The sequence below is a fragment of the Pedococcus badiiscoriae genome (assembly GCF_013408925.1).
Classification (GTDB): domain Bacteria; phylum Actinomycetota; class Actinomycetes; order Actinomycetales; family Dermatophilaceae; genus Pedococcus; species Pedococcus badiiscoriae.
The window spans coordinates 30099-51349 of record NZ_JACCAB010000001.1 but is presented as its reverse complement, the minus strand read 5'-3'; the positions used below and the strand labels follow the sequence as shown (position 1 = coordinate 51349).

At 71.5% G+C, this 21251-nt stretch carries 19 protein-coding genes; 10 read left to right on the top strand and 9 right to left on the bottom strand.

From position 1 onward, the window contains the following. Positions 1–4: 4 nt before the first annotated feature. From BJ986_RS00240 to BJ986_RS00230, 3 genes are all read right to left on the bottom strand, one after another. Positions 5–922, bottom strand: coding sequence for an EamA family transporter (locus tag BJ986_RS00240; RefSeq protein ID WP_179420164.1), 918 nt, complete (start codon positions 920–922; stop codon positions 5–7). Positions 923–935: 13 nt separating this feature from the next. Further along, positions 936–2912 carry a Stk1 family PASTA domain-containing Ser/Thr kinase gene (gene pknB / locus BJ986_RS00235; RefSeq protein ID WP_179420163.1) on the bottom strand — a complete coding sequence of 659 codons (1977 nt, stop codon included), beginning with the start codon at positions 2910–2912 and terminating at the stop codon, positions 936–938. A gap of 82 nt (positions 2913–2994) precedes the next feature. Beyond that, the gene (locus BJ986_RS00230; RefSeq protein WP_179420162.1) at positions 2995–4314 is read right to left on the bottom strand and encodes a LysM peptidoglycan-binding domain-containing protein; all 1320 of its coding nucleotides are present in this window, start codon (positions 4312–4314) and stop codon (positions 2995–2997) included. A gap of 217 nt (positions 4315–4531) precedes the next feature. Between BJ986_RS00230 and BJ986_RS00225 the strand changes: the two genes are divergently transcribed. After that, on the top strand, positions 4532–4915 hold the full coding sequence (locus BJ986_RS00225; RefSeq protein ID WP_179420161.1) for an Rv2175c family DNA-binding protein: 384 nt from the start codon (positions 4532–4534) through the stop codon (positions 4913–4915). Between the two features lie 80 nt (positions 4916–4995). Here BJ986_RS00225 and BJ986_RS00220 read toward each other — a convergent pair whose 3' ends face one another. Continuing rightward, entirely contained in the window at positions 4996–6081 is a 1086-nt protein-coding gene (locus BJ986_RS00220) for a polyprenyl synthetase family protein (RefSeq protein ID WP_179420160.1), read from the bottom strand. Between the two features lie 95 nt (positions 6082–6176). Between BJ986_RS00220 and metF the strand changes: the two genes are divergently transcribed. Next, entirely contained in the window at positions 6177–7127 is a 951-nt protein-coding gene (metF, locus tag BJ986_RS00215) for a methylenetetrahydrofolate reductase [NAD(P)H] (RefSeq protein WP_179420159.1), read from the top strand. 31 nt (positions 7128–7158) lie between these two features. On the opposite strand, the gene BJ986_RS00210 is transcribed toward metF, so the two are convergent. After that, the gene (locus tag BJ986_RS00210; RefSeq protein ID WP_179420158.1) at positions 7159–8406 is read right to left on the bottom strand and encodes an MFS transporter; all 1248 of its coding nucleotides are present in this window, start codon (positions 8404–8406) and stop codon (positions 7159–7161) included. Positions 8407–8508: 102 nt separating this feature from the next. Between BJ986_RS00210 and BJ986_RS00205 the strand changes: the two genes are divergently transcribed. Beyond that, complete coding sequence (locus BJ986_RS00205) at positions 8509–8829, top strand: ArsR/SmtB family transcription factor (RefSeq protein WP_179420157.1); 321 nt, start codon at positions 8509–8511, stop codon at positions 8827–8829. 39 nt (positions 8830–8868) lie between these two features. Here BJ986_RS00205 and BJ986_RS00200 read toward each other — a convergent pair whose 3' ends face one another. After that, positions 8869–9684, bottom strand: a complete 816-nt coding sequence (locus BJ986_RS00200) for an HAD-IIA family hydrolase (protein ID WP_179420156.1) — start codon at positions 9682–9684, stop codon at positions 8869–8871. 58 nt (positions 9685–9742) lie between these two features. Continuing rightward, the gene (locus BJ986_RS00195; protein WP_179420155.1) at positions 9743–10267 is read right to left on the bottom strand and encodes a YbaK/EbsC family protein; all 525 of its coding nucleotides are present in this window, start codon (positions 10265–10267) and stop codon (positions 9743–9745) included. A 311-nt stretch (positions 10268–10578) separates the two neighbouring features. Between BJ986_RS00195 and BJ986_RS16710 the strand changes: the two genes are divergently transcribed. The 6 genes from BJ986_RS16710 to BJ986_RS00165 all read left to right on the top strand — a co-directional run bounded on the left by BJ986_RS16710 (position 10579) and on the right by BJ986_RS00165 (position 18033). Next, positions 10579–10920 (top strand): DUF6504 family protein, encoded by a 342-nt coding sequence (locus BJ986_RS16710; RefSeq protein WP_179420154.1) that lies wholly within the window; start codon positions 10579–10581, stop codon positions 10918–10920. Then, positions 10920–11384 (top strand): SAV_6107 family HEPN domain-containing protein, encoded by a 465-nt coding sequence (locus BJ986_RS00185; protein ID WP_179420153.1) that lies wholly within the window; start codon positions 10920–10922, stop codon positions 11382–11384. The genes BJ986_RS16710 and BJ986_RS00185 overlap by 1 nt, the downstream gene beginning before the upstream one ends. Next, a complete protein-coding gene (locus BJ986_RS00180; RefSeq protein ID WP_179420152.1) occupies positions 11381–15253 on the top strand; it encodes a DNA polymerase III subunit alpha in 3873 nt (1290 codons plus the stop codon). The genes BJ986_RS00185 and BJ986_RS00180 overlap by 4 nt, the downstream gene beginning before the upstream one ends. Before the next feature lie 122 nt (positions 15254–15375). Continuing rightward, on the top strand, positions 15376–16149 hold the full coding sequence (locus BJ986_RS00175; protein WP_179420151.1) for a methyltransferase domain-containing protein: 774 nt from the start codon (positions 15376–15378) through the stop codon (positions 16147–16149). A gap of 18 nt (positions 16150–16167) precedes the next feature. Beyond that, positions 16168–17499: a DNA polymerase IV gene (dinB, locus tag BJ986_RS00170; RefSeq protein ID WP_179420150.1), complete on the top strand. Its 1332-nt coding sequence runs from the start codon at positions 16168–16170 to the stop codon at positions 17497–17499. Positions 17500–17631: 132 nt separating this feature from the next. After that, positions 17632–18033, top strand: a complete 402-nt coding sequence (locus tag BJ986_RS00165) for a DUF3040 domain-containing protein (protein WP_179420149.1) — start codon at positions 17632–17634, stop codon at positions 18031–18033. A 43-nt stretch (positions 18034–18076) separates the two neighbouring features. Here BJ986_RS00165 and BJ986_RS00160 read toward each other — a convergent pair whose 3' ends face one another. Beyond that, complete coding sequence (locus tag BJ986_RS00160) at positions 18077–18562, bottom strand: DUF456 domain-containing protein (RefSeq protein ID WP_337794633.1); 486 nt, start codon at positions 18560–18562, stop codon at positions 18077–18079. Between the two features lie 24 nt (positions 18563–18586). Next, entirely contained in the window at positions 18587–18808 is a 222-nt protein-coding gene (locus BJ986_RS00155; RefSeq protein WP_179420148.1) for a DUF7455 domain-containing protein, read from the bottom strand. 282 nt (positions 18809–19090) lie between these two features. On the opposite strand from BJ986_RS00155, the gene BJ986_RS00150 reads away from it, so the two are divergent. Continuing rightward, a complete protein-coding gene (locus BJ986_RS00150) occupies positions 19091–21238 on the top strand; it encodes a DNA gyrase/topoisomerase IV subunit B (protein ID WP_238338036.1) in 2148 nt (715 codons plus the stop codon). The last annotated feature ends 13 nt before the right edge of the window (positions 21239–21251 follow it).

Here is a 21251-nt window from a genome sequence, read left to right as displayed (position 1 = left end):
TTAGTCAGACCTCGTGATGCAGCAGCTCGGCGGGTCGATCCTGCTCCGCTGACGCTCCCGCGCGGCGACCGAGGAGTTCGACGAGGTACATCGCCGTGAGCACCAAGGCGCCGCCCACCAGCATGCGGCCGCTCAGGGACTCGCCACCGAACAGCACGGCGAAGAACGCCGCGAAGACCGGTTCCATGGTCATCACGATGGCCGCGCGGGTGGCGGGCAGGTGCGACTGTGCCCAGGTCTGGGCCCAGAGCGCGAGGGCTCCGGCCATCAGGGCCATGTAGAGCAGCGAGGTCCACTGGCCGCCAGTGGAGGGCAGGGTGATCCCTCCGGGAAGCGCTCCGACGAGTGCCACCACGGTGATCACGCCGGCTTGGACGGTCGCCAGGCCGGTCGCGGACTGCGCGGTCGAGTACCTGCCGAGCCCGATGATGTGCAACGCGTAGAGGGCGGCGGCCGCGAGCGTGAGGGCCTCGCCGAGCCCGATCGAGAGACCGCGCAGCGACAGCACGCCGAGTCCGGCCGTCGCCAGCAGGACCGCCAGCCAGGTCGTCCCCGGCACGCGGTCGCGCAGCAGGACCGCGCCGAGCACCGGGGTCAGGACGACGTAGGTGCCGGTGACGAACCCGGAGACGGAGGCGTCGGTGTGCTCCAGCCCCATGGTCTGCAACAGCTGGGCCAGGCCGTAGAGGACGCCGAGGACGACCCCGATCAGGACCTCGCGCCGGGTCAGCGCGAGGAGCTGGCGGCGGAACAGGACAGCCATGACCACCGTGGCGATCGCGAAGCGCACGGCCAGGAAGTCGGCTGCGGGGACGTGCGCGACGAGGTCACGGATGAGGAAGAACGTCGAGCCCCACACCGCGGTGACCGACAGGAGCAGCAGCGTCGCGACCCTGCTGGCTGGAAGGCGGGTGAACCCCACGCGGTCTGACAACTCAGACGACGACGAGCTTGATGGCGCTGCCCTTGGGCTGCTGGGTGTTGGCGCCGGGCTCCTGGCTGCGGACCGTGCCGAAGATGCCGCCCATGAAGCGTTCGATCGTGACGGTGAAGCCGGCCGCCTTGAGGATCTGGGTGGCCTCCGCCTCCTGCTTGCCCTGGACGTCGGGCACCGCGACCAGGACCGGACCCTTGGAGACCACCAGCTTGACCGACTCGCCCTTGAACAGGGTGCCGCCCGCGGGTGACTGCGAGATCACGGAGCCCTTGGGGACCTTGTCGCTGTTGGCCTGCTCGGTCGCGTCGACGGTGAAGCCTGCCTTCGACAGGGCGTCGACCGCCTGCGCCGCCGGCTTGTTGGTGTAGTCCGTGACCGGGATCGGCTGCCGGCCCTTGGAGACGACGATCTTGACCTTGGTGCCGCGCTTGAGCTGGGTGCCGACCTTGGGCTCGACGCTGACCACGAGCCCGGCGGGGACGGTCTCGTCGAAGGCCTGCGTGCTGGTCCCCAGCGTCAGCTTGGCCGCGGTGATCTGGTCTCGTGCCTCGGCGGCCGACTTGTTGACGACGTCGGGCACGGCATACCGCTCAGGCCCCTTGGAGACGGTGACCTTGACGTCGGTGCCACGTCGCACCTGCGAACCCGCACCGGGCCGGGTGAAGATGACCACGCCCTTGGGCACCGACTCGTCGAAGCTGTCGATGCGGACGGCGCCCAAGGCGGCGACGTCCAGCTTGGCCTTGGCCTGGGCGAAGGTGAGGCTGGTGGTCGCAGGCACCACGGTGGGGGAGCCGGGACCCGCGAGGAACCACCACGCCGCGAGACCGCCGACGACCACGACCGCGAGGGCGACCCAGATCCAGCGCCAGAGCCCGTTGCGGCGGTCGTACCCGTCGTCGTCCCCGGCGGCCTCGAGCCCTCGGCCGGGCAGCAGGGGTGGAGCGGTGGGGGTGCGGTCGATGGGCAGCGACACCGCAGGGACGGGGCGCCGGCGCTGGGCGGAGGCAGGGGTCTGCGAGCCGGCCGGGACAGGCAGGGCGCTGGTGCGTTCGACGGCCACGGTCCTTGCTCCACCGGCCAGGGCCGCCGGCCCCTCGGGGCGTCGGTCCAGCTCGGCCGGGGTCAGCATCGCCCGCGACCTGCGGACCTCGACGAGGAAGTCCTCGGCGTCGTACGGGCGGTGGTCGGGGTCGCGCGAGGTCGCCAGGGCGACGAGCGCGTCGAGCTCGCCGGGCACCGAGGTCACCCGCGACGACGGAGCCGGGATGGAGCCGTGGACGTGCTGGTACGCGATGTGGATCGGGGTGTCGCCGGTGAACGCCTTGGTGCCGGTCAGCATCTCGAACAGGATCAGCCCGGCGGCATACACGTCGCTGCGGGCGTCGGCGATGCCGCGCTCGACCTGCTCCGGGGACAGGTAGGCGACGGTCCCCAGCAGCACCCCGGTCTGGGAGGCCGTGGTCTGGGTCGAGACCGCGCGGGCGAGGCCGAAGTCGGCGACCTTCACGGTGCCGTCGTCCTCGCGCAGGATGATGTTCTCCGGCTTGACGTCGCGGTGGATGATGCCGGCACGGTGGGCCGCGCCGAGGGCCTGCAGGACCGGCCCCAGGATGTCGAGGGCAGCGCGCGGCGTGAGCGGGCCCTCCGCCTTCATCACCTCACGCAGGGTCTGCCCGGGGACGTACTCCATCGCCAGGAACATCTGGCCGTCGTCCTCGCCCTGGTCGAATACCGACACGACGTTGGGGTGCGACAGGCGGGCCGCCGAGCGTGCTTCACGCTTGAAGCGGCTCACGAACGCCTCGTCCTGGGCGAGGTCGTGGCGCATCACTTTCAGCGCGACGTCACGGTCCAGCCGGGTGTCCAGCGCGAGGTAGACCGACGCCATCCCGCCGTCGGCGATGTGCGACTGGACGCGGTAGCGCCCGTCGAACACACGCCCGAGCAACGACTCGGTGACACCGGAAGACACTCGCAAAGTGTAGGAGGTCCTGTGGGTCATCTCGTGCAGGCGGGCCCGTGGGTGGCGTCCGGACCGGATTCTCCGTCCCTGCTCACATCGTGGCGCGGTGCGCCTTGATGCTGGCCACGTACGCCTTGGTGTCGGCGTACATCCCCTGGTGCTGGACCGAGTAGAGACCCTGGTAGTAGCCCGCGATGGCCTGGTCGACGGTGCTCGCCGCCCGGGTCAGCGAGCGCAGGATCACGATGCCCGCCGTGATGTTGTCCTGGGTGTTGAGCAGGTCGAGCCGCCGTCCGGCCATGTCGGAGGCCCACTGCCCGGAGGAGGGGATGACCTGCATGACGCCGATCGCGTTGGCGACCGAGACCTGGCGCTGGTTCCAGCCGGACTCCTGCCAGGCGACGGCCAGGGCCAGCTTGGGGTCCACGCCGTTGCGGCGCGCCGTGGCGACGATCATCGCCCTGGTCTGGGTGCGGCTGGGGACGGCCCGCCGGGCCAGCGTGGCGCGGTTGCGGTCGGCCGCGCTGACGATCGCGGTGGAGTAGGTGCGCCCGGCGAAGGTGTTGGCGCTCGTGGCCGACTTGGCCGGAGTCGCGGGCACCTTGAGGCGCTGGCCGGGGTAGATGGCCGAGCGCGCCGTCAGCCGGTTCGTCTTGAGCAGCGCGGCAAGGGTGACACTGTGCTTGCTGGCGATCCCGCTGAGCGTGTCACCCGCACGGACCACGTATGCCGCGGTGCCGGCCGGGCGGGTGGCCGCCGGGGTGGCGCCGTGCACCCGCAGGACCTGGCCGGGCTGGATGACGCTGCGCGCGGTCAGCCGGTTGAGCGCGTAGACCGTCGCGAGGGCCGTCCTGGTGCGGGTGGCGATGACGCTCAGCGTGTCACCGCTGCGCACCCGGTAGGTGGTGATGGACGGGGCTGCGGCGACCGGGCGGCGTGCGCTGGCGGCGCCGGCCCCGGGGATGCGGATCTTCTGGCCGACCTGCAGCACGGACCGGATGGTGAGCTTGTTGGCCTTGAGGAGGGCGGCGAGGGAGACGTGCTTGCGCGCGGCGATGCTGCTCAGCGAGTCGCCGGATCGGACCACGTACGTCGCGCGCCTGATCGCTGCCGCCCTGGCTGCGGATGCGGCCCGGGCCCGGGCCGCCTCGGCACGAGCCTGCGCAGCCGTCTTGGGCACCGACAGGCGCTGCCCGACCGACAGGACGTTGCCGCCGTGGCTGAGGTGGTTGCGTGCCGCGAGCGCCCCGGTCGTGGTGCCGGTGCGGGCGGCGATCGCGGCCAGGTTGTCCCCACTGCGCACCGTGTAGGTCGTCCAGCCGTAGGGAGCCGGCTTGGCCTTCCGGACGACGGCGACCGCGGTCTGGAGGGTGGCCGAAGGGAGCGCTGCGGGAGCGGTCACTGGGGACATCGGTGGCTGCCTTTCAGGCGGGGGTGCTGCGTCGTCCAGCAGGGGTGTCGCGTCCCAGTGGAGCAGGAACTGCGCCGGGGGTTGCTGGAGTGATCAGTGGGACAACTGTGACGATTGTGAAAGGTACACCATCAGACCGCTCTATATCGACTTACATCGATGTAATTTGCTCCGATCGCGAGTTTGCTTTGCCTGGCTTGGCTGGCACTCTTGTCCCGTGACCGACCAGCAGCCGGAGCCCACCGACACCCCGCTCGAAGACCTCGTCGGCTCCTGGCTGACCGTGCCGGACATCGCCGAGCGCCTCGGCATACCGCTGTCCTCGGTGCGCAAGCTGATCGAGGACCGTGAGCTGCTCAGCGCCAGGATCGGTGAGCGCAGGGTCGTCGCCGTGCCGGCGCAGTTCCTCGACGAGGACGTCTTCCGTCACCTGCGGGGCACGTTCACGGTGCTCGCCGACGGCGGCCTCACCGACGCGGAGATCCTCCGCTGGATGTTCACCCCGGACGAGACGCTGCGCATCGGCGGTACCCCCGTCGACAACCTCGCCGCCGGGTTCAAGACCGAGGTGCGGCGACGGGCCATGGAGCAGGCCTTCTAGAGCTCTGTTGCGAGTCAGCGCGAGGCTCCACGCGCGAGGGTCCGCATGGGGCGCGGGGTGGTTTCGTGTGCCGCGCGGCGTCAGTGGGCGCGGGCCGTCGCGCTGTCGATCAGCTGGTCGAGCACCCCGGTGGCCTCCGGCGACAGCTCGCGGGTCGACTTGAGCGCCATCCGGGCCGAGCCGGCGAGGCGGGCGATGTCGGCCTCGACCTCGTCCACCGCGCCGGCGGCGCTGATCGCCTCGCGCAGCCGCTGCACGGTGTCGTCGTCGAGCGTGGGGTCGCCCAGCCGGGACTCGATGAGCTCGACCCCCGCAGCGTCGGCCCCGGCGAGGGCGTGGGCGATCAGCACGGTGCGCTTGCCCTCGCGCAGGTCGTCACCGGCTGGCTTGCCCGTCGCGGCCGGGTCGCCGAACACGCCCAGCAGGTCGTCGCGCAGCTGGAAGGCGTGTCCGAGGTCGAGCCCGTAGCGGGACAGGGCCGAGAGGTCGTCGTCGCAGGCACCGCCGGCCGTGGCGCCGATGAGCAGGGGGTGCTCGACCGTGTACTTGGCGCTCTTGAACCGGATCACGTGCTCTGCCCGGTCGATGCGTTCCCGGGTGGGCATGCCGTCCCAGGAACGCGCGGACTCCACCACGTCGAGGAACTGCCCACCCATCAGCTGGGTGCGCATGACGTCGAAGACGCGGCGCCCGCGGGCGAGGTGCTCCGGGTCGAGCCCGGAGGTCGCGTAGATCTCCTCGGTCCAGTTGAGACACAGGTTGCCCGCGAGGATCGCGCCCGCCACCCCGAAGCGGTCGGCGTCGCCGGCCCACGACTCGCGCTCGTGACGTGCCGCGAGCGAACGGTGCGCGGCCGGCATACCCCGCCTCGTGTCGCTGTCGTCCATGACGTCGTCATGGATCAGGGCGGCCGCCTGGAAGAACTCCATGGCGGTGGCCACGCGCACCAGGGCCTCCGAGTCGGGCTGACCGGTGGCGCGGTAGCCCCAGTAGAGGAAGGCGGCGCGCAGCCGCTTGCCGCCGGTCAGGAGCCGGGCGACGGCGCCGAGCAGCTCCTGCGCGTCGGGCCCGACCTCGGCGAGGATCCCGGCCTGGTGGGCGAGGACGTCGTCCACCGTGTGCTGCACCCGCTCACGCAGGGACGCGGCGTCGAGCGGGCTGGTCACCACGCGTTCCTCCCGGCCGTCCGTCACTTCGCGGAATGTCTCATCCTGTGCTGGCCCCGAGCCTACGGCGTCGGCGCTCGACTAGTCTCACCGCCATGGCTTTGGGGCACACCTCGGGAGTGGATCGACTGAGGCAGCAGCCGCTGTCGATCCCCGGCATGCTGGCGGCGCCGCACCCGTCGATCAGCTTCGAGTTCTTCCCGCCCAAGGACGACGCGGGGGAGTCCGCGCTCTGGGACGCCATCCGCCGGCTCGAGTCCGTCAGGCCCGACTTCGTCTCGGTCACCTACGGCGCCGGCGGTTCGAACCAGGACCGCACGGTGCGCGTCACCGAGCGGATCGCTCGGGAGACGACCCTGACCCCGCTGGCCCACCTCACCTGCGTCGGTGCGTCCGTCGCGGCGCTGCGCCAGGTCGTGGGCCTGTATGCCGCGAGCGGGGTCCACAACATCCTGGCCCTGCGCGGGGACCCGCCGGGCAACGTGGGCGGCGAGTGGGTGGCCCACCCGGAGGGCCTCAACCACGCGACCGACCTGGTCGCCCTCGTGCGGACGCTGGGGGACTTCACGATCGGCGTCGCGGCGTTCCCCGACGTGCACCCGGCGTCGCCGAGCTTCGAGCACGACGTCGAGGTCATGGTCCGCAAGGCCGATGCCGGAGCGAGCTTCGCCATCACCCAGATGGTCTTCGACGCCGACAGCTACCTGCGGCTGCGCGACGCCGTGGCGGCCCGCCGTGACCTGCCCATCACGCCGGGTCTGATGCCGGTGACGAACTTCAGGCAGGTCGCCCGCATGTCCGAGCTGATGGGCACCGCGCTGCCCCCTGCTGTCGTCAGCCGGCTGGAGGCGGTCTCGGACGACCCCGCGGCGACTCGCGAGGTAGGGGTCCAGATCGCCACCGAGCTCGCCGACCGCATGCTCGCCGAGGGCGCGCCGGGGCTGCACTTCATCACGATGAACCGGTCGACCGCGACCCTCGAGGTCTACCGCAACCTCGACCTCAGCCCGCGTGGGACCGCCCCCGGGACGGCGCGCGGCGCGTAGCCGGTCGGGGTCGGTTGCGGGGTCGGTCAGGTCAGTCCCGGGTGGTGAACGCCCGGGCCAGGGCGGCGGCGGTGGACAGCACGACGACCGCCAGGCCGTAGACGGTGGCCGTCGCCTCGAGGCCGTAGCGCGGGGCCGCGAACCCGGCGGCCACTGCGGGGAGTCCGAACGCGAGGTAGCTGACGACGAACACGCTGGAGAACAGCTCGCCGCGCTGGTCCGCCCCGACCGTGGGGGTGATCGAGCGCATGATCCCCTGGAAGGACGTGCCGAACCCGGACCCCGCGACCACGGCGGCCAGCAGGAAGCCGACGAGCGATCCGGTGTGCAGCGCGACCAGCGTCAACGCGGTGCCGACGGCCAGCATGGTCGTCCCGTAGAGCGTGATCTGGCGTGGCGTGCGGCGCCGCCCGAGCCAGGAGCTCAGCGCGCCGACCCCGGTCAGCACCGTGACCACGGCACCCTGCTCGACGTGGCTGCGACCGCCGAGCAGCTGGCCGACGACGGGCGCACCGAGGGACAGGTAGAGGCCGCCGGTGGCCCAGCCCGCGAAGAGAGCGGGCGCGCTGCGCCGGAAGGCGGGCCGTGCCGCCGCAGGTATGCCGATCTGTGGCCGCAGCGAGCGCAGCCAGCCGTCGTGCCGCGGCGAGGTCTCGGGAAGGGCGAGGACACCGGCGGCCAGCGCGAGGTAGGCCGCCGTGAGCGTGCCGAACACGATGGGGAGGGCCTGCCGGCTGGAGTCGAGGACGGCGCCCGCAGCGAGCGCGCCCGCCGCGAGGCCGAACAGGGGAGTGACGCTGTTGAGCGTCGCCGCCAGGCCGGGACGGGTGCGGGGCTCGAGGTCCACGACGGCGGCCGACATCGTCGACATGAGCAGCCCCGCGGCGACACCCTGGACCGCCCTGGAGACGAGCAGGGTGCCGACGCCGTGGGCGTGCCAGAACCCGACCATGCTCACCGCAAGGACCACGAACCCGACTGCCAGGACAGGTCGGCGGCCGATGTGGTCGGACAGCGAGCCGGTGACGAGGAGGGTCACCAGGAGCGTGAGCGCGTAGACGCCGAAGATCGTGGTCATCATCCCCGCCGAGAAGCCGATCTGCGCCTTGAGCACCGGGTAGAACGGTGACGGCGCGCTCGCGCCGACCATCATGGCCACGACTGACGTGAGCGCCAGCACGAAGGCCGGGCGGCGGGGGAGCCTGCTCGAGCTGGGCGTGGTCGAGCTGGGCGTGGTCGAGCGGGTCGTTCCGGTCGGGATGCTGCTGGTCGCACTCATGACGGGCCTCTCGGACGAGAACATCGGTTCGATATTTATCGAACCGTCAGTCCTGTGCCGGCATTCCCGTTCCCGCCAAATTGGTCCGAGTATTATCGAACCATGCCCGCGAACCAAGAGCTTCCGCATCCCGCCATGGCGGACGTCGAGCTCACCGATGTGCTGTTCGCACTCAGCGACCCTGCCCGACTCCAGATCGTCCGCGACCTCGCCGACGGGCCACTCGAGATGGCCCAGTGCGGCGCGACGAACCCGGCGCTGCCCAAGTCGACCAAGTCGCACCTGATGAAGGTGCTGCGCGAGGCGGGCATCATCCGCAACGAGCCCCGCGGACGGGAGCGGCTGGTGTCGCTGCGGCGCGACGAGCTCGACGCGACGTTCCCCGGTCTGCTGGATGGGGTGCTCGGCACCACGCGCCGCTGACCCGGCCGCACGGCATACCTCGCCGTGTCAGTCGCTCGGTCAGTCGCTCGACGGGCCTGTCAGTGGACGCAGCTCGCCCACCAGGGGCACGACATCGGCGATGGAGTCGACGACGCGCGTCGGCTGGTAGGGAAAGCGGTGCACCTGGTCGCGGCGGGTCGAGCCGGTGAGGACGAGGACGGTCCGCAGCCCTGCCTCGAGCCCGCTGATCACGTCGGTGTCCATCCGGTCGCCGATCATCACGGTCGACTCCGAGTGCGCGTCGATCCGGTTGAGGGCGCTGCGCATCATCAGCGGGTTGGGCTTGCCGACGAAGTAGGGCTGGTGGCCCGTGGCCGTGCTGATCAGGGCGGCGACGGACCCGGTGGCGGGCAGCGTGCCCTGCTGGCTCGGACCGCTGACGTCGGGGTTGGTCGCGATGAAGCGCGCGCCGCCCTCGATGAGCCGGATCGCCTTGGTGATCGCCTCGAACGAGTAGGTGCGGGTCTCGCCGAGCACGACGTAGTCCGGGTCGCGCTCGGTCAGCGTGTAGCCCACCTCGTGCAGCGCCGTCGTCAGGCCGGCCTCGCCGACGACGAACGCACTGCCTCCGGGCCGCTGGTCGGCGAGGAACTGCGCTGTCGCCAGGGCCGAGGTCCAGATCGCCTCCTCGGGCACGTCCAGACCACTCGCGAGCAGCCGCGCACGCAGGTCGCGCGGGGTGAAGATCGAGTTGTTGGTCAGCACGAGGAACCGTCGTCCGGTGTCCTGCAGTGCCGCGATGAAGTCGGCCGCCCCCGGGATCGCGTTCTCCTCGTGGACGAGGACGCCGTCCATGTCGGTGAGCCAGCACTCGACGGGCTTCGGTGTGGTCATGGGCCCATTGTGCCGACTCGCCCTGCGCGGTTGGGGAGGTCCGGGATCGTTGGGGATCTCAGGCGACCTCGATCGCGTGCCCTCCGGTGACGCGGAGCAGCTCTTCGTAGGTCGTGCGGAAGACGGTGTGGCTGTGGCCGGCGGCCGCCCAGACGTGGCGGTAGCGGCTGAGCGAGACGTCGACGAGGGTGGGGACCTGGGTGCGGTGGCCGACCGGCGCCACGCCCCCGATGGTGAACCCGGTCGCTTCGAGGACGAAGTCGGCGTCGGCCCGGTCGAGGTGGTCGACGTCGTCGACGAGGTCGGCGACCTTGACCAGGTCGACCTTGTGCGCGCCCGACGTGAGGATGAGCATCGGGCTGACCGTGCCGTCCGGGGCGTGCGCCCTGAAGACGAGTGAGTTGGCGATCTCGGCGGGAGTGATGCCCAGCGCGGCAGCCGCGGCGGCCGCCGTGCGCGCGGCGTCGGGGAGGGTCACCACCTCCGGGACGACGTGGTGCACGGCGAGGGTCTCGAGCACCCTGCGGACGGCAGGGTGCCCGGTCAGGTCGGGGGCCGACGTCGACGCGTCGGACGCTGTCATGGCCGAAAGCCTAGGGCCGTCGGATCATGCCTGTCACCAGTCGTCCCACGGGGTTGACGGCCTGTCCGTGGCGGGGTGTACGGTGGTTCTTGTTCGAACACCTGTTCGAATTGATGGTTCCGACGACGGCCGGTCCACCGGTCACGGTCCCACACCGTGGCAGACGGTCGCCCCGCGGACCACTGCGGCTCTGGCCCTGTGAGCAGGCGCCTCGACCCCGTCCCTCACAGGGCCAGAGCGCATCCCAGCGACCCCACCATCACCCCACACCATCACCCCAACCATCACCCACCACCATCGAAGGAGCACCTGTGGTCCGCCGCTACGAAGAGCCCATCGAGGTCCGGGAGGGCGCTCGCGAGGACGTGACCCCGGGCCTGGGAGAGGTGGCGGGGCGCGGGCCGGACGCCTTCGTCTGGCGTGGCCGGCTCTATGTCGTCCGGGCCGTGCTCGACCGGTGGCAGGAGCGGCGGCCGTGGTGGCGCGATGCCCGTGGACGGGAGGGCAGCGACGTGCTCACCGACGCACGGGAGCGGCAGGTCTGGCGGGTCGAGGCGAGCGCCGGCCGACTCGCCGGGACCGGGGTCTACGACCTGTGCGCCGACCCTGCGAGCGTCAGCAGTCAGTGGCGGCTGCTGAGGGTGGCGGACTGATGGGCGCCCGCAGTGCCCTGGGGGCACCGACCGGAGCCGCTGCCACGCTCGACCTGCTCGACCGGGCACGGCACTCGCTGCTCGAGGCCTGCCAGAGCGAGGAGATCGCCCGACGCTATGACCAGGCCCAGCTCGGGGCCCTGCGCGCCGCTGCCGCCGTGGTCGCCACCCGGAGCACCTCCGCCCACCCGTCCACCGGTCAGTCGGGTCCACGCAGCCTCTGGGAGCTGCTGCCCACCGTCGCGCCGGAGCTCTCCGAGTGGGCCGGGTTCTTCGACGTCGTGGGGGCTCGCCGCCACCACGACCACAGCGCGCGCGAGGCCGACGACCTGCTGCGCCAGTCCGAGCTCTTTCTCGACCTCGTCTGCCGGACCCTGGGCCTGCCCGTGCCCAGGTCGACCCACGACCACCTGCTGGTGCCCACGCTGGTGACCAGCACGGTGGGCACGGGGTCGGGACCGTGAGCGCCGAGTTCGCCCACCTGCACGTCGCGTCGGGGTTCTCGATGCGCTACGGCACCTCCACGCCCCAGGCGCTGGTCGAGCGCGCCGCCCAGCATCGTCAGCCGATTCTCGCGCTCACCGACCGCGATGGTCTCTACGGCGCGATCCGCTTCGTCCAGGCAGCCACCGCGGCCGGCATCGCGCCCGTCCTGGGGGTCGACCTCGGGGTGGGCCCAGATGGGGGTCCAGGGGTGACGGGTCCAGGGGCGACGGGTACGGGGGTGGCGCCTCGGACGCCGGTCCGGGGCGGCGCCGAGCGCGATGCCCGCCACCCGCGGGTCACGGTGCTCGCGCGGGGGCGTGCGGCCGGGCTGCCCGCCGGGGTGGGGTGGGCGGCACTGTGTCGGTTGGTCACCCAGACCCACCTGCGTGGTGAGCGGGGAGTGCCCGTGAGCTCCGCAGCCGTGATCGCAGCGGCCTGTGGCGGTCCTGCGGTGAGCGGGGAGCCCAGTCCGCTCGTGGTGCTGCTCGGCCCGGACTCCGACGTGGGACGGGCGCTGCTGGCCAAGCGCATCGACCGGGCCCGAGAACTGCTGGCCGCCTGGAGACGTCGTCTGCCACCGGACGCCGTCGTCATCGAGGTGGTCTGTCACGGGGGACCCGAGGGCACCCCGGCATCGCGCAGCCATGCCCGGCGGCTGCTGGGACTTGCCGACGAGCAGGGGGTTCCCGCAGTGCTCACCGCGGCGGTGCGCCACGTCGACCCGGGGGAGTCGGCTGTGGTCGACGTGCTCGACGCCGCGCGACGGCTGGTCGCCCTCGACACCCGGCACCTCGACCGCGTCACCGACGCAGCCCACCTGGCGACGACCGACACGATGCATGGCATCGCCCGCGAGGTCACCGGCGACCGGGCGCGCGCCGACGAGCTCGTCGGGCGGACCCTGTCCCTCGGGCTCGGCTGTGCCCAGAGCGCCCGCCACGACCTGGGCATCGGGTCGGTTCACCTGCCCGAACCCGATCGGGTGGGGGTCGAACCCGGCATGAGTGCCCAGGTGGTGCTCGAGCAGCGGTGCCGCGCGGCAGTGGCGACGCGCTACCCCGGGGCGGGTGAGCGCGACCTGATGGCCGTGGAGAGCCGGCTCACCGACGAGCTCAAGGTCATCGCGGAGCTGGGCTACCCGACCTACTTCCTCACCGTCGCCGAGGTCGTCGACCTCATCCACGACATGGGGGTCCGGGTCGCGGCTCGCGGCTCGGGAGCCGGGTCGCTGGTCAACTACCTGCTCGGGATCAGCGGCGTCGACCCGATCCGCTACCGCCTGCTGATGGAGCGGTTCTGTTCGCCTCTGCGGGCCGAGCTGCCCGACATCGACATCGACGTGGAGTCGGCCCGCCGCACCGAGGTCTACGAGCGGGTCCTCGACCGGTTCGGCGGTGAGCGGGTCACCTGCGTGTCGATGATGGACACCTACAAGGTGCGACACGCCATCCGGGACGTCGGGGCGGCGCTCGGGCTGCCGCCGGTGGAGATCGACGAGATCGCCAAGGCGTTCCCACACATCCGCGCGCGGGACGCCCGCAACGCCATCGCCGAGCTGCCCGAGCTGCGCGCGCGGGGTCTGGACAGTCCTCGGCTGCGTGCCCTGTTCGACCTCGTCGAACGGCTCGACGGGCTGCCCCGCCACATCGCGCTGCACCCCTGTGGGGTGATCCTGTCCGACGGCAGCCTGCTCGACCGGACGCCGGTGGAGGCGAGCTGGCTGGGTTTCCCGATGAGCCAGTTCGACAAGGACGACGTCGAGACGCTCGGGCTGCTCAAGCTCGACGTCCTCGGCATCCGGATGCAGTCGGCGATGGCCCACGCCGTGCAGGAGGTGGAGCGGGTCGACGGAGTGCGGGTCGACCTCGACGACCAGACCCAGGTGCCGCTCGACGACGAGGCGACGTTCCGGCTGATCCGCACCAGCCACACCCTCGGCTGCTTCCAGATCGAGAGCCCCGGACAGCGTGAGCTGATCGGCAAGTTCGGCCCGGAGCGGTTCGAGGACCTCGTGATCGACATCTCGCTGTTCCGGCCAGGCCCGGTGAAGTCCGACATGATCACGCCGTTCCTCGAGGCCCGCCACGGCTGGAAGGACGTCAGCTACCTCCACCCCACGCTCATCGAGGCCCTGCGGGAGACCGAGGGCGTCGTCGTCTTCCACGAGCAGGTGCTGATGATCGTCGCGGAGACGACCGGGGTGTCGCTGGCCCAGGCCGACGAGGTGCGTCGGGCGCTCGGCACCCCCAGGGGACAGCTCGAGATCGAGGCCTGGTGGCGACCAGCCGCCGCGGCCCGCGGCTACGCACCGGCCGAGGTCGACCGGATCTGGGAGGTGCTCAAGGCGTTCGCGTCGTTCGGGTTCTGCAAGGCACACGCCGCAGCCTTCGCCCTGCCGACCTACCACTCGGCGTGGCTCAAGACCCACCACGCCGCCGCGTTCCTCGCCGGGGTGCTCACCCACGACCCGGGCATGTATCCCAAGCGCCTCATCCTCGACGACGCCCGGAGCCTGGGCATCGCGGTGCTCGGCCTCGACGTCAACGTCTCGACCGGCAGCTACCGCATCGAGCGCCTGGACCGCTGCGACTCCTCGGGGTTCGTCCCGCCGCACCCCGACCTGCCCGATGCCAGCGACTACGGCATCAGGCTGTCCTTGGCCGACGTCCGCGGCATCAACGACGCCGAGGTGGCGCGCATCGTCGCCGGGCAGCCCTATGCCGGGCTGGCCGACTTCTGGCACCGCGCCCATGTCTCGCGCCCGATCGCCGAACGCCTTGTCCTCGCCGGGGGGTTCGACAGCCTCTACGGCATGCAGGTGGCCTCCGCCGGCATCGGTCCGGGAGGTCTGGGCCGGCGGGGCCGGACCACCCGGCGTGACCTGCTGCTGCACGTCGCCGAGCTCGACCGTTACGGCCGGGCGCTGGACCGTTCCGCGCGTCGGGCGGGACCACGCCGGCCCAGGGGGAGCCGCCTCCTGCCGGCGGCGGACCAGGCCCTCGAGGGCGGTCAGGTGCGGGCCCGGGCGGCGGCGCAGTCACAGGCAGCGTTGCCGGTGCGGACAGCCGACCAGCAGCCGACCCAGCTCGCACTCGACCTCGGTGACCGACCCGAGCTCACCAGTGGCACCGGCCTGCCCGAGCTGAGCGGTCCCGAGCGCGTTCGTGCCGAGCTCGACATCCTCGGCCTCGACGCGAGTGCCCACGTGGTCGACTTCTACGCTCCGATGCTCGAGGCTCTCGGCGTCACCCGCAGCCGCGACCTGTTGCGGGCGCGCAGCCGCTCCACCGTGTGGGCGTGCGGGGTCAAGGTCGCCACCCAGACGCCGCCGATCCGCTCAGGGCGGCGGGTCGTCTTCCTCACCCTCGACGACTCCACCGGGCCGATCGATGCGACCTTCTTCGAGGATGTCCAAGGCCCGTACGCCGCCACGGTCTTCCACTCCTGGATGCTGCTCGTGCGTGGTGTGGTGCGTCGCACCGGCCCGCGGGGGATCTCGCTGCGGGCGACGGGTGCGTGGGAGCTCACCCCGTTGTGGGAAGCGTGGCGAGGGGGTGGCCTCGAGGCGGTGTATGCCGCGATGGACGCCAGTGAGCGCACCGCGACCGAGCAGGCGGAAGCGTTGGAAGCGGCCCACCAGCAGCAGGTGAGCGGGGGGCGCCGGGTCTTGGTGCACGCCTCGGGCTTCCGACAGTCGCCCTACGCCGACACCAGGCCTCCGGGGGAGGACGTGCGGGGGTCGCACCGGCTGGGCCAGGGGGTGGTGGTGCCCGACGAGAGAGGGGCCGAGCAGTTCGCCCCACCGCGCAAGCTGTGGCACTCGAGCCCCGGCAGCTCCGGTCACTGACCACGCGGTGCACTGACCACGCGGTGCACTGACCACCAGTGCCCGGGACGCCGGCCCGTCGCCGACACCTTGCCCATTAGGCTGGCCATCGCACCCGCAGACCATCACAGGAGGTGGCCCTCGTGGCCGAAGAGCAGTGGCGGACCCGACGCGGCGGCGTCGAGACAGCCCTGCGCACCTCGGCGGTCTGGGCCTCGGTGAGCACCCTCATCGAGCGCCGGCAGGCCGAGCTGGGGCGCCCCCTGCGGGTCCTGGACCTCGGCGGCGGGACCGGTGGGCTCGCCGTGCCGCTGGCCGAGCTCGGCCACGAGGTCATCGTCGTCGACCCGAGTCCGGACGCCCTCGCCTCGTTGTCGAGGCGCAGCGCCGAGCGCGGCGTGGCGGACCGGATCACCTCCCTGCAGGGCGACGCCGACTCCCTCGCCCACGTCGTGGGCGACCAACCGGTCGACCTGGTCTGCTGCCACGGCACCCTCGAGGTCGTCGATGACCCCGAGGCCACGCTCGCGGCGCTGGCAGGCGTCCTGGCGCCCGGTGGCTACCTCAGCCTGGTGGCCGCGGGGCGGCTCGCCGTCGTCCTGGCCAGGGCACTGGCCGGCCAGTTCGCCCAGGCCCACACGGCCCTGACCTCGGCAGACGGCCGCTGGGGCACCGCCGACCCGCTGCCGCGCCGGTTCGACGCGGCCGAGCTGCAGGCCCTCGTCGAGCAGACCGGGCTCACCGTCGAGGACGTCCACGGCGTGCGGCTGTTCAGTGACCTCGTGCCGTCGGCGCTCATCGACTCCGACGCCGACCGCATCGCGCTGCTCGAGCTCGAACAGGTCGCCAGCCGCCACCCCGACTTCGGCTTCCTCGGGCAGCTCGGCGCGGCCGTGCACGTCCTCGCTCGACGCTGAGGCAGCCCGGGGCCACCGATGAGCCGGCGCCAGTACGCGCTCCCGCAGCGTGGGGCGGAGCACCCACCCGACGACACCGGGTGCACCGTCCTGCACGTCGACATGGACGCGTTCTTCGCCTCGGCGTCGCTGCTCAGCCGCCCCGAGCTCGTGGGCACCCCCGTCATCATCGGCGGTGGTGGCAACCGCGGCGTCGTCCTCTCGGCCACCTACGAGGCCCGGAAGTTCGGCGTGGCCTCGGCGATGCCCATGTCGCGCGCGCGGCGGCTGTGTCCCACAGCGACCGTCATCGCCCCCGACCACCACCTCTACAGCCAGATCTCGGCCGCCGTCATGGCGACCTTCGAGACCATCACCCCGGTGGTGGAGCCGCTCTCCCTCGACGAGGCATTCCTCGACGTGTCCGGGTCGGTGCGCAGGCTGGGCAGCCCCGCGAAGATCGGCCAGCTCATCCGCGACACGGTTCATGACGAACAGGGGATCACCTGCTCGGTGGGCGTCGCCCCCACGAAGTTCGTCGCCAAGCTCGCCTCGGGACTGGCCAAGCCGGACGGCATGGTCGTCGTGCCTCGCGACGAGGTGGTCACCTTCGTCCAGCAGCTCCCCGTCGGCGCCCTGTGGGGAGTGGGGGACAAGACCGAGGAGACGCTGCTGCGCCTCGGGCTGCACACGGTCGCCGACATCGCCCACACACCCCTGGACACGCTGCGCCGGGCCCTCGGCGAGAGTGCGGGGCCGCACCTGCACGACCTGGCCTGGGGCCGCGACCCGCGCCACGTCGAGACCCAGCGCCGCGAACGCAGCATCGGCTCGGACGAGACGTTCGAGTTCGACGTCGACGACCCGGCATACATCCACCGGCAGCTGCTCAAGCTGAGCGACCGCACCGCGGCGCGGGTCCGGTCGGCTGGCGTGCTCGGCCGCACCGTCTCGATCAAGGTGCGGTTCTCCGACTTCACCACCATCACCCGCAGCCGGACGCTGCGTGACCCCACCGACGTGAGCCGCGAGATCTTCGACACCGCCAAGAGCCTCTACGACGCGCTGGGGCTGCAGCGGGCCCGGATCCGCTTGGTCGGGGTGCGCATGGAGGGCCTCGTCGAGAGCGTGGGTGCGCCCATCCAGGGCACCCTGGACGAGCCGGACCACGGCTGGCGGGACGCCGACCGGGCCGTCGACCGGGCCAGTGCGCGTTTCGGCGCCGGCAGCGTGCGACCGGCGAGCCTGATCCCCGACCGTGACCAGGCAAAACAGCGTGACAGGCCCCGCGACAGGCCCCGCGACAGGCCCCGTGACGGCGGAGGGGACAAAGATCGCGATCAGCCCAGACCCGGCCCGGCCCACGGGTAGTGCAACCACGCGTCGCGACATATCCTGAAGAAGTCAGCGGATGGCCACTGACCGGCAACGATGCTCCCCGCGGGCAACGATTTGGTGGCCTGATGCGTTTAGTGGGTGCACGCCGAACGTCAGGAGGTCACCGTGCCGCTCTCCGAGCACGAACAGCAGCTGCTTTCGCAGATGGAGCAGGCGCTGTATGCCGAGGACCCCAAGTTCGCGTCGCAGATGCAGGGCGCTGGCGCGCGTGCCTCGGCGCGTCGGCGGATGGCTGTCGGAGTGGTGGGGGTCGTGGCCGGTCTGGCCCTCGTCCTGGTCGGCGTGAACACCACGATGTGGATCGGCGCGATCGGCTTCGCGTTGATGGTCGGTGCGGTCGCCTTCGCGCTGACGCCGCCGCGCCGCAAGGCGGCCCTCGGCACCGTCCAGCCCGATGGCACGGTGCGTCGAGCCACCCCGACCAAGTCGAAGACCCCCCGCTCGGGTGGCTCGTTCATGCACCGCATCGAGGAGCGCTGGGACCGCCGGCGCGACGACGGCTTCTGAGCGCGACGGCTGCTGAGCGCGTAGGGGAGACGGGAGCGGGACCTCAGGCCCTGCTGACCAGCACGCCGACGATCCAGGTCGTCGCAATGGCGAGGGCTGCGAGCAGCTCGATCCCCATCGACAGGAACACCGCCTTCAGTGCGGCCTTTGTCGAGGTCCAGGCTCCGACGCGGTCCCGGGAGTGGCCCAGCTCCACGAGGTAGATCCCGAGCACGAACCCGATCGCCGCACCGACCACGGGGATGACGAAGAACCCCACGACGGCCAGCAGCACCGCGAGGACGAGGGTCGACGTGCGGACGCCGGCCTCGCGCAGCCGCCGGCCGGGCACGGCATACTGCAGCGCCAGCCCGGCGAGGTAGAGGACCGCGCAGAGCGCGAACACCGACCAGCCGAGCGTGCTGCTCGTGTCGATGGCCCACACGAGCACGCCGGCCAGGCACAGCGCCAGGCCGGGGATGACGGGAATGACGATCCCCACCATCCCGATCAGGATCAGGACGGCGGGGACCCAGACAGTGGCCTCCACGGCGGGAGGTCCGCGGCGGCTTTCCTACCGCTCCTCGAGGGCAGCGACCGGGGGCGTCTCCTGGAGCCGCTCGGTCTCGTCCTGGATGTCGGCGTGCTCGCGCAGCTTGGGCAGGTGCTCGCGTCCGTGGTGCGCGCAGAACAGCAGCTCGCCACCAGCGTGAAGGCGAGCGCGCACGTAGGCCTGGGCGCCGCAACGGTCGCAGCGGTCGGCCGCGTTCAATGAGGGTGCCAGTGCAGTGGTCACGTCAGCCTTCCTTTCGTTGCGCCCGGGGGCGCGTCGTGCCGTTGACAACAGTCAAGCACGCCTCGTTCTTCCCCACGGGTATTGGGTCGCCATGTGTGTCATCTCATGTCGCAATGGGTGATTCGTAGGTCGGGTGTCCGGTGGATGGGAATTCGCCCCCGCAGGGACGTGGAGCGGGTGTGCCGCGTGCCTGCGCGGGGTGCCCGGGTCGCCGGGATAGCGTGGGGGCCACCCTCCGTGAGCACGGGGGCCGCCAGAACCCACCACAGGAGCACAGGACAGTTGGCCACCGCCACCACTGCCAAGAAGGCCGCGACCACCAAGTCGACCTCGGACTACAGCGCACACCACCTGCAGGTCCTCGAGGGTCTGGAGGCGGTCCGCAAACGTCCGGGGATGTACATCGGCTCGACCGACGGCCGCGGGCTCATGCACTGCCTCTGGGAGATCATCGACAACGCGGTGGACGAGGCCCTGGCCGGCGTCTGCGACCGGATCGAGGTGATCCTCTACCGCGACGGCTCCGTGGAGGTGCGCGACAACGGACGCGGTATCCCCGTGGACATCGAGCCCCGGACCGGCCTGACCGGTGTCGAGGTGGTGTTCACCAAGCTGCACGCGGGAGGCAAGTTCGGCGGCGGCTCGTACACCGCCTCGGGTGGCCTGCACGGCGTCGGCGCGTCGGTCGTCAACGCCGTCTCCGCCCGCCTCGACGTGGAGGTGGACCGCGGCGGCAACACGTACGCCATGAGCTTCCGACGCGGCGAGCCCGGCTACTTCCCGGACGTCGCGACCGACGACAAGGCGCCCGACCACGAGTTCACGCCCTACGAGCGGACCAGCGAGCTGGCGGTCGTCGGCAAGGCCAAGCGCGGCGTCACCGGGAGCCGGATCCGGTACTGGGCAGACGAGCAGATCTTCCTCAAGGACGCCGAGTTCGACTACGACGGCCTGATCTCGCGGGCGCGCCAGACCTCCTTCCTCATCCCCGGCCTGACCCTCGTCATCCGCGACGAGCGACGCAAGCCGGGCACCGCGGGGGAGTCGGCGACCCACATCGAGACGTTGGTGCACGACGGCGGCATCTCCGAGTTCGTCGAGTTCCTGGCTCCCGACGCGCCCGTGACCGACGTGTGGCGGCTGCAGGGCACCGGCACCTTCACCGAGACCGTGCCCGTCCTCGACGCCCAGGGCCACATGTCACCCACCGAGGTCGAGCGCGAGTGCGGGGTCGACATCGCGGTCCGCTGGGGGACCGGCTACGACGCGAAGGTGAGCTCCTTCGTCAACATCATCTCCACGCCCAAGGGCGGCACCCACCTCGCCGGCTTCGAGCAGGCGCTGCTCAAGGTGTTCCGCAAGCAGCTCGAGGTCAACAGCCGCCGCCTCAAGGTCGGCAGCGACAAGCCCGAGAAGGACGACGTGCTCGCCGGCCTCACGGCGGTCGTGACGGTGCGTCTGGCCGAGCCGCAGTTCGAGGGCCAGACCAAGGAGGTGCTCGGCACCAACGCCGTCCGGGCCATCGTCGCCAAGGTCGTCGAGCAGGAGCTGACGGCTCGGATCACCTCGAGCAAGCGGGGCGAGAAGGCCCAGGCGGCACTGCTGCTCGAGAAGGTCGTCTCCGAGATGAAGTCGCGGATCAGCGCGCGGCTGCACAAGGAGACCCAGCGTCGCAAGAACGCCCTCGAGACCAGCAGCCTGCCGGCCAAGCTCGCCGACTGCCGCTCCACCGACGTCGAGCGGTCCGAGCTGTTCATCGTCGAGGGCGACAGCGCCCTCGGCACCGCGAAGCTGGCCCGCTCGAGCGACTACCAGGCGCTGCTGCCGATCCGCGGCAAGATCCTCAACGTCCAGAAGGCCTCGGTCTCGGACATGCTCAAGAACGCCGAGTGCGCCGCCATCATCCAGGTGATCGGTGCCGGCTCCGGCCGGTCGTTCGACCTCGACGTGGCCCGGTACGGCAAGGTCATCATCATGACCGACGCCGACGTCGACGGCGCCCACATCCGCACGCTGCTGCTCACCCTCTTCTTCCGCTACATGCGTCCCCTCGTCGAGGCCGGGCGGGTGTATGCCGCCGTGCCCCCGTTGCACCGCATCGAGGTCATCAACCCCGGTTCAAAGAAGAACGAGCTCATCTACACCTACTCCGAGAAGGAGATGCGCACGACGATGGCGTCGCTGGGCAAGCGGGGCAAGAACATCAAGCAGCCGCTGCAGCGCTACAAGGGACTCGGGGAGATGGATGCCGACCAGCTCGCGGAGACGACCATGGACCCGCGGCACCGCACCCTGCGCAAGGTGACCCTGCGTGATGCGGAGGCGGCCGAGCGCGTCTTCGAGCTGCTCATGGGTAACGACGTGGCACCCCGCAAGGACTTCATCGTCGACTCCGCAGCCGGCCTGGACCGCGAGCGCATCGACGCCTGACCGCCCTGCTCGA

Coding starts and splice junctions, on each gene's coding strand:
- BJ986_RS00230 (WP_179420162.1), bottom strand. CDS start 4,314: ATGTCCCCAGTGACCGCTCCCGCAGCGCTCCCTTCGGCCACCCTCCAG.
- metF (WP_179420159.1), top strand. CDS start 6,177: ATGGCTTTGGGGCACACCTCGGGAGTGGATCGACTGAGGCAGCAGCCG.
- BJ986_RS00210 (WP_179420158.1), bottom strand. CDS start 8,406: ATGAGTGCGACCAGCAGCATCCCGACCGGAACGACCCGCTCGACCACG.
- BJ986_RS00205 (WP_179420157.1), top strand. CDS start 8,509: ATGCCCGCGAACCAAGAGCTTCCGCATCCCGCCATGGCGGACGTCGAG.
- BJ986_RS00200 (WP_179420156.1), bottom strand. CDS start 9,684: ATGACCACACCGAAGCCCGTCGAGTGCTGGCTCACCGACATGGACGGC.
- BJ986_RS00195 (WP_179420155.1), bottom strand. CDS start 10,267: ATGACAGCGTCCGACGCGTCGACGTCGGCCCCCGACCTGACCGGGCAC.
- BJ986_RS00185 (WP_179420153.1), top strand. CDS start 10,920: ATGGGCGCCCGCAGTGCCCTGGGGGCACCGACCGGAGCCGCTGCCACG.
- dinB (WP_179420150.1), top strand. CDS start 16,168: ATGAGCCGGCGCCAGTACGCGCTCCCGCAGCGTGGGGCGGAGCACCCA.